Raw genomic sequence first — 13,429 nt, 5'->3', positions numbered from 1 at the left:
GCGCTCAGGACGCTCAGCCCGCGACGACCTCGATCGCCAGGGTGGTGCTGACCTCGGGGTGCACCCGCACGGTGACGGTGTGCTGGCCCGTGGTCTTGATGCTGCTGGGCAGCTCGATGCGGCGACGGTCCAGCTCCGGGCCACCGGCGGCGGTGACCGCAGCGGCGACGTCGGCGGTGGTGACACGGCCGAACAGGCGACCGCCGTCACCGGCACGCGCGGGGACGCGGACCTTGAGCCCGGACAGCTGCCCGGCCACGGCCTGCGCCTCCTCGAGCGAGCGCACCTCGCGGGTGGCACGCGCCCGGCGGAGGGACTCGACCTGCTTCTCGGCACCCCGGGTGGCCTTGATGGCCAGCCCGCGGGGCAGGAGGTAGTTGCGGCCGTAGCCGCCCTTGACCTCGACGGTGTCGCCGGAGGAGCCGAGACCGGTGACCTCCTGCGTGAGGATCAGCTTCATCGTGCTCATGATCAGCGCGCCGTCGAGGTGTAGGGCAGCAGGGCCATCTCGCGGCTGTTCTTCACGGCCACGGCGACGTCCCGCTGGTGCTGGCTGCAGTTGCCGCTGACGCGGCGGGCACGGATCTTGCCGCGGTCGGAGATGAACTTCCGCAGCAGCGTCGTGTCCTTGTAGTCGATGTAGGTCGCCTTGTCCTTGCAGAACTGGCAGACCTTCTTCTTGACCTTGCGAATGGGTGGCTTGGGCACCGGAGTACTCCTGGTGAGGGGATGGAACGGCCTCGTCCCGAGGCTCGTCCCGAGCGTGCGAGGGATGAGGAGGACGAGGTCCTCTTAGAAGGGAGGCTCGTCGGACGGGCCGGCCGGCGTCGACCAGGGGTCGCTGGCGCCGCCGCCACCGCCGCTGGAGCCACCGAAACCGCCGCCACCGCCGCCACCGAAGCCGCCGCCGCCCTCACCGCGGGAGGCCTTGGTGACCTTCGCGGTGGCGTAGCGCAGCGAGGGGCCGATCTCGTCGACCTCCAGCTCGATGACGGTGCGCTTCTCGCCTTCCTTCGTGTCGAACGAGCGCTGCTTGAGCCGCCCGCTCACGATGACCCGCGAACCGCGGGTGAGGGACTCGGCGACGTTCTCGGCCACCTGGCGCCACACGTTGCACCGGAGGAACAGCGCTTCGCCGTCCTTCCACTCCTGCGACTGACGGTCGAAGGTGCGCGGCGTCGAGGCCACGGTGAAGTTGGCGACGGCGGCACCCGACGGCGTGAACCGCAGCTCGGGGTCCGACGTCAGGTTGCCGATGACGGTGATGACGGTCTCGCCGGCCATGCTCAGTGGACCTCGGGGCGCATCAGCTTCGTGCGGAGCACCGACTCGTTCAGGTTCAGCTGGCGGTCCAGCTCCTGGACGGCGGCCGGCTCGGCCTGGATGTCGATGATCGCGTAGATGCCCTCGGGCTTCTTGTTGATCTCGTAGGCCATCCGGCGGCGACCCCAGATCTCGGTCTTGACGGTGCCACCGGAGTTGGTGACGACGGTCAGGAACCGGTCGAGCGAGGGCGCGATGGTGCGCTCCTCGAGATCGGGGTCGAGGATGATCATCAGTTCGTAGTTGCGCACGGAGAACCCCACCTCCTCTGGTCTCAGCGGCTGCAGGGGATCTGCAGCAGGAGGGTCATGCATGCGTCGCGCGCCCCGACGACCTCGCTGGGTGCCGGAACGCGCAGGCCCAGGCTACCAGTGCGCGTCCACCGGCCCTGCCGTCGTCCCCAGGGGCGCGTGAACGCCGACGGCCGCCGCCCGAAACGGGACGGCGGCCGTCAGGGACCGGGCGCGGTGCTACGTGCCGGCGCGGGAGGCCTGGTGGGTGCGGACCAGCGCGGCGCTCGCGGCGGCCAGGGCCACGACCGCGGCCAGCGCCGCCGCCGGGAGCGGCGTGGAGGAGGAGGCCGTCTCGGCGGTGGCCGCCGCGTCCGCGCTCTCCTCGTCCAGCCCCGCCCGGTTCAGGCCGGCCAGCTGACCGAACACCGGGACCGATGCGCCGTCGTACGTGCCGACCTGCCCACCCGAGCCCGAACCCGTGCCCGCCCGCGCCGACGTGGAGGAGCTGCCGGCGGCGAGGAACCGCGAGGGGTCGAAGGCGGCCGCCGCGGTGCCGCTCCTCGGGTCGAGCTGCGGCCCCGCGCCCAGGGTGTAGGCGTACTGCGTGCCCGGTCCGCCCTGGAACGCCGGAGCGGCCTCCGGCGCCGGCATGGGCGCGACCTCCGGCGCGGTGGGCACGACGTCGCCGGGCGCGGGGGTCGACGGCAGCGGCAGGGACAGCGGCGGCAGGGTCACCTGGGGGAGCTGCGGCAGGCCGACGCTCGGCAGGTTCGGCACCGCCGGCGCGATGGTCTGGACGACGTAGGGGATCGGCGCCGGCAGCGGCGGCAGCGAGCGCAGGACGCCGTCGACGACCTGCTGGGCGCTGACGCCGAGCGGGAGCTGCGCCTGCGGCACCACGCGGTAGGTGTAGGTGATCGTGCCCGGGGTCGCCGGGGCGTCGAACCGCCACGAGGTGCTCTGCTCGGGCTGCAGGGGCCGGGGCTGCCCGAAGAAGTCCACGGTCACGTCGGTGAACACGGTGGCGCCGACGGAGGCGCTGCGGCCCAGGGGCAGCGGGATCGAGATCCCCCCGCGGTTCTCGGCCGGGATCTTGTTGACGAAGGTGACCGTGCCGCCAGGGTCGACGCTGGCCAGCGGAGGCGTCACGTTCCGGATCTCGATCGTCGCCGACGGAGCGGCGGCGGCGGACGGTGCCAGGACGACCGAGGCGGCGGCGACGGACAGCCAGCCCAGGACCGCGACGGCGACGCCGCGTCGTGCCGTGCGACGGATGCGACCGGTAGCCATGTGCGAAGAACCTCCGAGTGGACCCTCAGCTGGGCAATTCCCCATCACGTGCTTGAACGATGATGTGTGATCGCGGTTACGGCTAAACGTGGAAACGGGGGCGAACTAGGGTCTCCAGCCGTGGCCAACCACCCGATCGGCGTACACGTGGGTTCCGTGGACGAGGGACCGCTCGCCGCGGCGGCGGAGATGGACGCCGACGGCGTGCAGATCTTCCTGACCGACCCGCAGAGCTACAAGGCGCCCAAGCCGCGGGACGACGAGGGCGAGCTGCGGGCTTCCGACGTCGCCGTCGTCGTGCACGCGCCGTACATGCTCAACGTGGCGTCGACGCACAACCGGATCCGCGTCCCCGGCCGCAAGCTGCTCGCCCAGCACGCCACCGCAGCCGCTGCCGTCGGCGCGATCGGCCTGGTGGTGCACGGCGGGCACGTTCTGGCGACCGACGACCCCGCCGCCGGGGTGGACAACTGGCGGAAGACCTTCAACTACCAGGCGAAGGACGGCGGGTTCGCCCTCCCGCTGTTCATCGAGAACACCGCCGGCGGCGGCAACGCGATGGCCCGCGAGCTGGACGCCGTCGCGCGGCTGTGGGAGGCCATTGGCGAGTTCGGCGCGGGCTTCGTGCTCGACACCTGCCACGCCTGGGCGGCGGGCTGGGACCTCGCCACCGCGGTGGACGACGTCCGCGCCATCACCGGGCGGCTGGACCTCGTGCACCTGAACAACAGCCGGGACCCGCACGGCTCCAGCCGCGACCGCCACGCACCGCTGGCCGGCGGGGAGATCCCCACCGAGCTGCTGCTCGACGTCGCCCGCGCCGCGGACTGCCCGGTCGTCCTGGAGACGCCGGGTGACGCGGCGAGCCACGCCGAGGAGATCGCGCTGGTCCGCTCGGCCCTCGCCTGACCGTGGGGCCCAGCGCCCCAACAGCCATCCTCCCTCACCGGAGCGCGTCCTCCCTCACGGTGGGCGGTGAGGTAGGACGCGCCATGATCAGGTGAGCTGATCCCGGCGGGGCAGGGCGAGGGCGTCGACGGTCCTCTCCAGCGGGCCGCCGGCGGGGTCGTCGACCCCGCGCCAGCCTGCCCGGACGACGTCCCGGTCGGGCTGCACCACGTCCCGCACGACCAGCGCCACGAGGACGGCGACGGCGGCGTCGCGGATGCCCACCGCGAGGAGGAACCACCCCACCTCGATGCCCCGGTTGTCGGTGCCCAGGTACCAGAGCATCCGCGGCACCCAGAGCAGCGCCTCGGTGGCCTGCCATGCCAGCAGCGAGCGCCAGGCCGGCCGGGCCAGCACCGCCAGCGGGAGCAGCCAGAGCGAGTACTGCGGGCTCCACACCTTGCCGAGCAGCAGGAACCCGGCGACGAGCAGGAAGGCGACCTGGGCGACGCGGGGCCGCACCGGGGCGGCCAGCACCAGCCAGCCGACGCCCGCGACCATCGCCGCCACCGCCAGCGCGCTGAGCGCGTTCAGCACCACCGGGGTCTGCCCCGCCTCGAGCGGGCCGTCGAAGAGCCGCTCACCGCTGAGGTGCAGCGCGACGTTCCACAGCGAGTCCGGATCGGCCGGCCGCAGAACGGTGCGGCGGAAGAACAGGCTCCACCCGTCCCAGGCGGCGACGGCGACGGGCAGGTTCACCGCCGTCCAGCCGGCCAGCGCGGCGCCCGCCGTCCGCAACCAGGTCCGGAGCAGCCCCGCGCGCAGGCAGAGCAGGAACAGGGCGACCAGGACCAGCAGCGGGTAGGGCTTGGCCGCCGTCGCCAGGCCCAGGAGGACGCCGGCCGGCACGGGCCGGTCGCGGGCCCACGCCCACATGCCGAGCGTGGTCAACGCCACCGCGAACAGGTCCCAGCCGGTGAAGGCGTGCACCACCAGCAGCGGCGACAGCCCGATCATGGCGGCGTCCCACGGGCGTCGGCCCGACAGCGCGAGCACGCCGCGGGCGGTGGCCAGCGCGCACACCGACAGCAGCAGGCAGGTCACGACGTAGAAGCTCTGCACCGGCGGCAGGTCCGGCAGGAGGTCGCTCGCGCGCGCGGCGCCGTCGTAGGCGCGGCCCAGGGCGGCCGCGAGGGCCATGAGGCCGCCGGTGAGCACCGGGTGGTCGACGGGGGAGTCGAGGTAGGGCAGGGCGCCGGAGCCCAGGTCGAAGCGACCGAAGAGCGGCAGCGGGTCGGCGTAGCAGAGGTGGGTGTACTGGCGGAAGCCGCTCCAGTCGCCGTCGGCGCAGGGTTCCTGCTTGATCCAGGCGAGGGCCAGCCCGAGGACGACGAAGGCCAGGCAGACCCGCAGGGGCGTCCAGAACAGGGCCCGGCCGGTGAGCGCGTGCCGCCCCCACGGCCCGCCCACCGCCTCGGCGGCCTGGATGGCGACCGGGTCGGTCCAGGTGGGCACGATCCGGTCGGGAGACACCGCGGGCCCGCCCGCGGATGCGGACGGGCCCGACGGTGAGGTGCTCACCGGGTCAGTGTGCGGGAGGGATCAGCCGTTGCCCCGCCCCGCCGGTGCCGGCGCGGGGATGCCGCCCTGATTGCCCGCCCCGGGCTCCTCGACCGGCGCCTCCTCGACCGGCTGCTCCTCGACCGGCTGCTCCTCGACCGGCTCCTCCGGCACGTCGGGGGTCTCCGGCCTGGTCGGAGTCGGCGTCGGGGTCGGCGTCGGGGTAGCCGTCCGCGTCGGGGTCGGGGTGGCCGTCCGCGTCGGGGTCGGGGTGGCCGTCCGCGTCGGCTCACGGGTCGGCGCGGGCACACCTTCGCCGGTGTCGCCCTTGATGAGCGGGGCGTCGGGCAGGTCCTCCTCCGGGCTGCCCTCGAGGACGGTGTTCATGAACTGCTGCCAGATGTCACCGGGCAGGCCCGAGCCGTAGATGATGCGCCCACGGACGTCCTCGATCGGGTCGCTCGGCGAGTCGTTCCCCATCCAGACCGCGGTGGAGATGGAAGGCGTGTACCCGACCATCCACGCGTCGGAGTTGTTCTCCCCCTGCCCCTGCGTACCGGTCTTCGCCGCCACCTCGCGGCCACCGTCCAGGTCGAGGTCCGAACTGCCGGCGACGTCGGTCAGCGCGTAGGTGACGTCGTTGGCGACACGGGGCTCGATGACCTGCTCGCCGGCGTCGCCGGGGTTCTCCAGCAGGACGGTGCCCTCGCTGTCGGTCACCCGCGCCAGGAAGTACGGGTCCCGCTGGATGCCGCCCGCGGCGAAGGTGGCGAAGCCGACCGCCTGGTCGATCGGGCGCATCTCGTACTCGCCGATCCCGATCGCGCCACCGGTGACGCCTGCCTCGTTCGCGAGCACGGTGCCGCCCGCCAGGTTCCCGCCCGGCCAGGTCTCCGGCAGGCCGGTGGCGGCCAGCGCGGTCTGCCGCACCTCCGGAGGGCCCACCTCGAGGGCCAGCCCGTAGAACGTCGTGTTCAGCGAGCGGGTCATGGCCTCGCGGAGGGTGCAGGCCGCGCAGGACGCGCCGCCGGAGTTGACCACCCGGGCCTCGCGGTCCTCGAACTCCTGGTTGTTGCTGCCGTCGCGGCGGGCCGTGACGCTGATGCCCTCCTTCAGCGCGGTCGCCAGCGTGTAGGGCTTCATCGACGAGCCCGGCTGCCTCTGGGCCCGCGCGTAGTCGGTTCCGGCGCCGTTCTCCCCTCCGTAGTAGGCGCGCACGGCACCGGTCTTGGGGTCGACGGCGACGAGCGCCTCGCGCAGCGGCTCCGGCTCACCGGTCATCACGTCGTTCACCGCGGCGACCGCCGCGTCCTGGTAGCGCTTGTCCACCGTCGTGACGATCGTGAGGCCGCCGCCGTTGATCTGGTCCTCGTTGTAGCCCTTGGCCTCCAGCTCGGCCAGCGCCTGGTTGACGACGTGGCCCCGGTGGTCGCTCGGGATGCCGTTCGACGGCGGGACCTTGGGCAGCACCGCCGGGTACTGCGACAGCGCCCGCTCCTCGGCCGACAGCCAGCCCTCGCCGACCATCGCGTCGAGCACCAGACCCCAGCGGTCCTGCGCACCCTCCGGATTGAGCTCCGGGTCGTAGGCCCCCGGGCTGCGGATGAGCACCGCGAGCACCGCGCCCTGCTGCGCGGTCAGCTCCGCGGCCGGCACGCCGAAGTAGGTCTTCGCGGCCGACTCGATGCCGTAGGCGCCGCGGCCGTAGTAGATGGTGTTCAGGTAGTTCTCGAGGATCTGTTCCTTCGAGTAGTTGTTGTCCAGCTTGATCGCGACGAAGAGCTCCTGGAACTTGCGGCTGAACGACCGCTCGGAGTTCTGCAGGATCGCGTTCTTCACGTACTGCTGGGTGATCGTCGAGCCACCCTGCGTGGAGCCGCCGGTCAGGTTGCTCCAGGCGGCCCGGGCGATGCCCGTCGCCGAGATGCCCGGGTCGGTGTAGAAGTCGCGGTTCTCCGCGGCGAGCACGGCGTTCTGCGCGGCCTCGCTCACCTGGTCCAGGCGGACGTTGGTGCGGTTCTCGTCGCCGAGCCGGGCCATCTCCGTGGTGCCGTCGGAGTAGTAGACGACCGTCGTCTGCGCGTTGGTGATCGAGTCGGGGCTGGGCACCTCGGTGCTGGCGTAGACGACGCCGATGAAGACGCAGAACAGCAGGAACAGCCCGCCCAGGACGCCGAGGCCGATCTTCAGCCGACGACGGCGCCGCTGCTTCTTGCTGCGGGCCGGACGCCCCGCGCCACCGGAGGGCCGGCCGCCCGGCGGACGACCACCGGAACCCGGCGGGCGCCCCGACCCGGGAGGACCACCGGCGCCCGGCGGGCGACCGCCCGGACCCGAGGGCCGGCCGCCGCCGCTGCCGCCGCTCCGGGCGGCCGTCGTGCGGGCACGGCCGGACGGCGGGACCGCGGGCCGGCCGGCGCCGGAGCTGCCGCGCGCGGCACCGCCACCGCCCCCGGTGCTCCGGGTGCGCGCGGGGGCCGGACGGCGGACCGAACCGGCGCGCGGCCCGACGGGCGAGGTCTCGTCGTGGGGAGGCACGCGGGAGTTCCTCTTTCCTGACTCGGGGTGGGCGACGACGGGGGTGCCCGGTCGCAGCCTTGCGTCTTCAGCTGTGGATGCGGGGGAGGACCCCCGCCGGCAACGACCCGCAGGGGCTGCAGTGACGGAGGGGTCCGCCGTGACGGCGGGGCCGACGCGCTAGGGGCGCTGGTCCGTGGCGGTCCGGCGCCGTCCCCGGCGGGGTTGCTGCCCCGGCACGGGTTCGACCCCCAGCACGTACGAGCACTCCAGGTGGTTCCACCCGCAGCCCCGGCAGACCTCGACGGCGTACACGGTGAACTCCTCCTGGGCGGAGTCCATCCGGGCCAGCTCGACGGGGGTCTTGGCCTGGCCGGCCACGGGACCGAGGTGGTCGCCGTACACGTAGTTCACGCGGGTGAGGCGCTCCCGGCGGCACACCGGGCAGGGCGTCGCGGTCGCCTCACCGTGGTACTTGGCGGCCCGGGAGAGGTAGGGACTGGCGTCGCAGACCTCGAACAGACCGGTGCGCCCCGCGTACACCTCCGCCAGGACCGCTCGCCTCTGCAGCGAGTAGTCCACGACGGATCGGCGTCCGGGCACGGCGGCCAATGTACGTGCCAGGCCTGTGGACCGGGGGGACGAGGACGACGCGACGAGAGCCGCCCTGCGAGGCGGGCCGAGGAGTCGGGGCCGGAGGCCTCGGCGACGAGGGCCGGGACACGCTCCGCGCAGGCCGGGGACGGCTCGTGGCCGCGGTGCGTTCCGGAGGAACGCCATGTCGTTGTATCGTCTCGATACATCGACCACGGGGGTCCGAGGAGGCGGCATGCTCGAGTTCGCCATCCTCGGTCTGCTGCACCAGTCGCCGATGCACGGGTACGAGCTGCGCAAACAGCTCGCGCAGGTGCTCGGCGGGTTGCGCAGCATCTCCTACGGCTCGCTGTACCCCGCGCTCAAGCGGATGCGGGCGGCCGGACTCATCAGCACCGACGAGCCCGACCCGCGCGCACTGCTGCCGGCGGACGCTCCGCCGCTCACCGGCCGGCGCGGGAAGGTGGTCTACACGATCACCGCGGAGGGCAAGGAACGCTTCCACGACCTGGTCAGCCAGACCGGGCCGGAGGCGTACGACGACGGTGGGCTCTTCGGGGTCCGCCTCGCCTTCTTCGGGCACACGGCCTCCGACGTGCGACTGCGGATCCTCGAGGGCCGCCGTCGCACCGTCGAACGGCAGCGCGAAGGGTTGCGGTCCTCACTGTCGCGGACCCGCGAGCGGTTCGACCGCTACACCCTCGAGCTGCAGCGCCACGGCCTGGAGTCGGTGGACCGCGAGGTCCGCTGGCTCTCGGAGCTGATCGATTCCGAACGCCGCGAGGCGTCGGGCAGCACGGCAGGACGCGAGGAGCCGGGCGCCGCACCGGCACCGGCGGCCCCTGCACCGTCAACCGCGGACCGCACCCGGTCCGCGTCCGTCGGACCCGCCGAGGGTCCAGGGGAAGGAGAGCCATGGGCTCCGTGAAGGTCGCCATCGTCGGCGTCGGCAACTGCGCCGCGTCGCTCGTGCAGGGCGTTCACTACTACCGCGACGCGGACGAGTCCGCGTCCGTGCCGGGTCTGATGCACGTCCGCTTCGGCGACTACCACGTCTCCGACGTCGAGTTCGTCGCCGCGTTCGACGTGGACGCCAAGAAGGTCGGCCGCGACCTGTCCGAGGCCATCGTCGCCAGCGAGAACAACACCATCCGCATCTGCGACGTCCCGCCGCTCGGCGTCTCCGTCCAGCGCGGCACCACCCTCGACGGCCTCGGCAAGTACTACCGGGAGACCATCGAGGAGTCCGACGAGCAGCCGGTCGACGTCGTCGCGGCCCTCCGGGAGTCCGGCGCCGACGTGCTCGTCTGCTACCTCCCCGTGGGCTCGCAGCAGGCGGCGGAGTTCTACGCGCAGGCGGCGCTGGACGCCGGCGTCGCGTTCGTGAACGCCCTCCCGGTGTTCATCGCCGGCACCAAGGAGTGGGCGGACAAGTTCACCGCCGCGGGTGTGCCGATCGTCGGCGACGACATCAAGAGCCAGGTCGGCGCCACGATCACCCACCGCGTGCTCGCCAAGCTGTTCGAGGACCGCGGCGTGCAGCTGGACCGCACGATGCAGCTCAACGTGGGCGGGAACATGGACTTCAAGAACATGCTCGAGCGCGAGCGCCTGGAGTCCAAGAAGATCTCCAAGACCCAGGCCGTCACCAGCCAGGTCGACCGGGACATGGGCAAGGACAACGTGCACATCGGCCCCTCGGACCACGTGCCGTGGCTGAGCGACCGCAAGTGGGCCTTCGTCCGGCTCGAGGGCCGCGCGTTCGGCGACGTCCCGCTGAGCCTGGAGTACAAGCTCGAGGTCTGGGACTCCCCGAACTCGGCCGGCATCATCATCGACGCCGTCCGCGCCGCGAAGATCGCCAAGGACCGCGGCATCGGCGGCCCGATCCTGTCCGCGTCGTCCTACTTCATGAAGTCGCCGCCGGTGCAGTACGACGACAGCCAGGCGCGCGACGCCGTGGAGGCCTTCATCCGCGGCGACATCGAGCGCTGAACGGGGCCGCTGAAGGCCGGCCGTTCCAGCACGTCACCTGGGCCCGCACTCCGACCGGAGTGCGGGCCCTCGTGTCTGCAGGGGGCACGCGCCCCCGCTGATTACGCTCCGCCCATGCGGCTCCGGACCCACGCGCGGCTGCCCGTGCTGGGGCTGCTGCTGGCGCTGACGGCCGGGTGCGCCGGTGACGGCGCGCAGCGCGAGGCCGGGGACGCCGTCACCGAGGCCGACGCGGCCCTGCTGGCCGGGCTGCTGCAGCGCAACCACACCGCGGGCGGCGCCGACTTCGTCGTGACCGCCCCCTACGGCCGCGAGGCGGTGCTGACCCTCACCGGCGAGGTCGACTTCCGCGCCGGCACCGGCCGGGCGCAGGCGGTCACCAGCACCGGGGGCACCGAGGAGGTGCGCACCGTCTTCTTCACCCGCGAGGAGCTCTGGATCGGCGACGTCCCGGGCGCCGACGCCGCCGGTGCGCCGTACCTGAGCCGCCCGGTCGACGTCGACGGGGAGCGGCCGCCGCTGGTCGACGTCCTGGTCACCGTGCTGCTCGGGCTGGCGGCGGAGGACGCCGACGACCCCGACGCCTTCCTCGACGCCGGCTACAGCTGGCAGGGCCGGCGGTCGATCGACGGCCGGCCCACGGAGCTGTTCGGCCTGCCCGGGGGGCGCGCGGTGGCCGTCTCCTCCACCGACGACGTGCTGGTGCAGTTCGCCACGCCGGTGCCCGCGGGCCCGGGGGAGGACGACCTGGAGGTGACGACGACGCTGGCCGAGCACGGCCGGCGCTCGCTGGACCTGCCGGACGGGAAGCGGACCGCTCCGCTGGCCGAGCACCCGGAGCTGGCTGCCGCGCTGGGTCTCTGAACGCCGCCGGCGGAGCCCCACAAGACAGTGGGAAGGGGCGGCCTCTTCCCCAGACCGCCCCTTCCCAGGTACTTCCTACCAGATGTCGCGCTCTCGCGGCACCCGTCAGTTGGCAGTGGGGTCCGTGGGAGCGGTGGTGAGGACGGCGAGACGCCCCGACTGCCGCGCGAGCACCGCGCGCCACAGCTCCGGGCCCGAGAGCGCGGTCAGGACGTCGTCCGGTGAGCCCGGCACGCAGGCCCAGGCGCCCTCGGCGACCTCGCCCGCCAGCTGGCCGGGCGACCAGCCCGCGTAGCCGGCGAAGACGCGCAGGCCCGACACCTGGCCGGTCAGCGGTTCCGGGTCCTCGTCGAGGTCGAGCAGGTGGATGCCGTCGGCGACCGGCCGCAGCCCGCTGTCCGGGTCCGGCGCCGGGCCGGGGCACCGGGCCAGGCACAGGGCGGTGTCGGCCTCGCACGGCCCGCCCACGTGGAACACCGCCGGCTCGACGGCCAGGTCGCGCCAGCCGGGCAGCACGTCGCGGATCTCCACCTGGCTGGGACTGCCCAGGGCGACGCCGATCGTGCCGGTGCCGGAGTGGTCGACGACGTAGACCACCGCTCCGGCGAAGGTGGGGTCGGTGAGCCCCGGCATGGCCACCAGGAGCGAGCCGGGGCGCACGTCCTCGATCTCCCCGATCGACAACGCCGGCGCCGCCGCCCGGTCGCGACCGGTCGCAGGACGCGTGGGCGGGCCGGACTCGGGGTCGGACGACGCGGGCACCGGGCTCATCGGATCCAGTGTGCCGCACCCCGGCCCGTCCCGGGCCGGCCCCGTCCCGGGCACCGTCGTGAGCGTGCGAACGGCGGGGAGGACGGGGCCCTCTCTCTAGGCTGGCGGGGTGCAGGAGTCGGGGGCCACGGTGCGGTCCCTGCTGGTCCGTGCCGATTTCCGCCGGCTGTTCGCCACGCGGCTGCTCTCCCAGTTCGGCGACGGCGTCTTCCAGGCCGCGCTCGCGGGCACCGTGCTGTTCAACCCCCAGCGCGCCGCGGACCCCCTCGACGTCGCCGTGGGCTTCGCCGTCCTCCTCCTGCCGTGGTCCCTGGTGGGCCCGTTCGCCGGCGTCTGGCTGGATCGCTGGAGCCGCCGTTCGGTGCTGCTGCGGGCGAACGTGCTGCGCGCGGTGCTGGTGGCCGTCGTGGCCGCGGTCGTCCTGGGCGGCGTCGACGGGGTGCCGTTCCTGCTGGCGGGGCTGGCGGTGGTCTCGGTGAGCCGGTTCGTCCTGGCCGCGCTGTCGGCGGCGCTGCCGCACACCACGGACGCGCTCGTCCCGGCCAACGCCCTGTCGACGACGGCGGGATCGGTGGCCGCGGTGGCCGGTGGGGGTGCGGCGCTCCTGCTGCTGCCGCTGACCGGGTCGGGCGACGCCGGGTACGCGGCGATCGCGCTGGCCGCGGCCGCGCCCTACCTCGCGGCCGCCGGCGTGGTCGCGCGCTTCCCCTCCGGGTACCTCGGCCCCGACGCCGTCGACCGCGCCGCGGCGGCGCCGGCCCGGACCGTCCTCGCCGGGCTGGTGGCCGGTGCGCGGCACGCCTGGTCCCGCCCACCCGCGGCGGCGGCGCTGGCCGCCATCGGGCTGCACCGCATCGGCTTCGGCCTGCTCACCCTGATGACCCTGCTGCTCTACCGCGGGCCGCTGGAGGACGCCTCGGGCCTCTTCCCGGGCGGCCTGGCCGGGCTGGGGCAGCTGGTGGCGGCGATCGCGGCCGGGTCGCTGCTGGCCGCGGCGGTGACCCCGGCGGCGGTGCGCCGCGTCGGCCGCGTCCGCTGGACCGTCGGGCTGCTCCTGCTCGGCGCCGTCGCGCAGCCGCTGCTGGGGCTGGCGTTCCAGCCGCCCACGGTGCTCGCCGGAGGCCTGCTGCTGGGCGTGGTCGGCCAGGGCGTGAAGGTCTGCACCGACGCGACGGTGCAGGAGACCGTGGACGACGACTTCCGCGGCCGCGTCTTCTCCGTCTACGACACGCTGTTCAACGTCGCGTTCGTCGGCGCCGTCCTGCTCGCCGCCGTCCTGCTCCCGCGGTCGGGGGAGTCGGTGCCGGTGCTGCTGCTCGTGGGCGCCGGCTACCTGGTCGCCGTCGGCGCCTACCTCGGCATCCGGCGCCGGGCCGTGCCCGCCCCGGCCTGAG

General features: G+C 73.8%; 14 protein-coding genes. 5 read left to right on the top strand and 9 right to left on the bottom strand.

Going from position 1 to position 13,429, the window contains the following annotated elements; genetic code table 11:
- Positions 1 to 13: 13 nt before the first annotated feature.
- The 5 genes from rplI to DQ239_RS15545 all read right to left on the bottom strand — a co-directional run bounded on the left by rplI (position 14) and on the right by DQ239_RS15545 (position 2,846).
- On the bottom strand, positions 14 to 460 hold the full coding sequence (gene rplI / locus DQ239_RS15565; protein ID WP_113835383.1) for a 50S ribosomal protein L9: 447 nt from the start codon (positions 458 to 460) through the stop codon (positions 14 to 16).
- 11 nt (positions 461 to 471) lie between these two features.
- The gene (gene rpsR / locus DQ239_RS15560) at positions 472 to 708 is read right to left on the bottom strand and encodes a 30S ribosomal protein S18 (RefSeq protein WP_014743489.1); all 237 of its coding nucleotides are present in this window, start codon (positions 706 to 708) and stop codon (positions 472 to 474) included.
- 84 nt (positions 709 to 792) lie between these two features.
- Positions 793 to 1,284, bottom strand: coding sequence for a single-stranded DNA-binding protein (locus DQ239_RS15555; RefSeq protein ID WP_113835323.1), 492 nt, complete (start codon positions 1,282 to 1,284; stop codon positions 793 to 795).
- Positions 1,285 to 1,286: 2 nt separating this feature from the next.
- A complete protein-coding gene (gene rpsF, locus DQ239_RS15550) occupies positions 1,287 to 1,574 on the bottom strand; it encodes a 30S ribosomal protein S6 (RefSeq protein WP_113835382.1) in 288 nt (95 codons plus the stop codon).
- Between the two features lie 219 nt (positions 1,575 to 1,793).
- A complete protein-coding gene (locus DQ239_RS15545; RefSeq protein ID WP_113835322.1) occupies positions 1,794 to 2,846 on the bottom strand; it encodes a hypothetical protein in 1,053 nt (350 codons plus the stop codon).
- A 66-nt stretch (positions 2,847 to 2,912) separates the two neighbouring features.
- On the opposite strand from DQ239_RS15545, the gene DQ239_RS15540 reads away from it, so the two are divergent.
- Positions 2,913 to 3,755: a deoxyribonuclease IV gene (locus DQ239_RS15540; RefSeq protein ID WP_348519334.1), complete on the top strand. Its 843-nt coding sequence runs from the start codon at positions 2,913 to 2,915 to the stop codon at positions 3,753 to 3,755.
- 87 nt (positions 3,756 to 3,842) lie between these two features.
- On the opposite strand, the gene DQ239_RS15535 is transcribed toward DQ239_RS15540, so the two are convergent.
- The 3 genes from DQ239_RS15535 to DQ239_RS15525 all read right to left on the bottom strand — a co-directional run bounded on the left by DQ239_RS15535 (position 3,843) and on the right by DQ239_RS15525 (position 8,414).
- A complete protein-coding gene (locus DQ239_RS15535; RefSeq protein ID WP_233489326.1) occupies positions 3,843 to 5,315 on the bottom strand; it encodes a glycosyltransferase 87 family protein in 1,473 nt (490 codons plus the stop codon).
- 21 nt (positions 5,316 to 5,336) lie between these two features.
- Entirely contained in the window at positions 5,337 to 7,832 is a 2,496-nt protein-coding gene (locus DQ239_RS15530) for a transglycosylase domain-containing protein (protein WP_113835320.1), read from the bottom strand.
- 159 nt (positions 7,833 to 7,991) lie between these two features.
- The gene (locus DQ239_RS15525) at positions 7,992 to 8,414 is read right to left on the bottom strand and encodes a DUF5318 family protein (protein WP_113835319.1); all 423 of its coding nucleotides are present in this window, start codon (positions 8,412 to 8,414) and stop codon (positions 7,992 to 7,994) included.
- A 226-nt stretch (positions 8,415 to 8,640) separates the two neighbouring features.
- On the opposite strand from DQ239_RS15525, the gene DQ239_RS15520 reads away from it, so the two are divergent.
- From DQ239_RS15520 to DQ239_RS15510, 3 genes are all read left to right on the top strand, one after another.
- The gene (locus DQ239_RS15520; RefSeq protein ID WP_233489323.1) at positions 8,641 to 9,333 is read left to right on the top strand and encodes a PadR family transcriptional regulator; all 693 of its coding nucleotides are present in this window, start codon (positions 8,641 to 8,643) and stop codon (positions 9,331 to 9,333) included.
- Complete coding sequence (locus DQ239_RS15515; protein WP_113835318.1) at positions 9,321 to 10,400, top strand: inositol-3-phosphate synthase; 1,080 nt, start codon at positions 9,321 to 9,323, stop codon at positions 10,398 to 10,400. The genes DQ239_RS15520 and DQ239_RS15515 overlap by 13 nt, the downstream gene beginning before the upstream one ends.
- A gap of 114 nt (positions 10,401 to 10,514) precedes the next feature.
- Positions 10,515 to 11,264: a hypothetical protein gene (locus DQ239_RS15510; RefSeq protein WP_113835317.1), complete on the top strand. Its 750-nt coding sequence runs from the start codon at positions 10,515 to 10,517 to the stop codon at positions 11,262 to 11,264.
- 105 nt (positions 11,265 to 11,369) lie between these two features.
- On the opposite strand, the gene DQ239_RS15505 is transcribed toward DQ239_RS15510, so the two are convergent.
- Positions 11,370 to 12,035 carry a YqgE/AlgH family protein gene (locus DQ239_RS15505; protein ID WP_113835316.1) on the bottom strand — a complete coding sequence of 222 codons (666 nt, stop codon included), beginning with the start codon at positions 12,033 to 12,035 and terminating at the stop codon, positions 11,370 to 11,372.
- A gap of 109 nt (positions 12,036 to 12,144) precedes the next feature.
- Here DQ239_RS15505 and DQ239_RS15500 point away from each other — a divergent pair, with 109 nt between their 5' ends.
- A complete protein-coding gene (locus tag DQ239_RS15500; protein WP_113835315.1) occupies positions 12,145 to 13,428 on the top strand; it encodes an MFS transporter in 1,284 nt (427 codons plus the stop codon).
- Position 13,429: the final 1 nt, after the last annotated feature.

Source organism: Blastococcus sp. TF02-09, assembly GCF_003319105.1.
Lineage (GTDB): Bacteria > Actinomycetota > Actinomycetes > Mycobacteriales > Geodermatophilaceae > Blastococcus.
The sequence above is the reverse complement of the archived record's forward strand: the minus strand, read 5'-3'. Positions and strand labels throughout refer to the sequence as shown.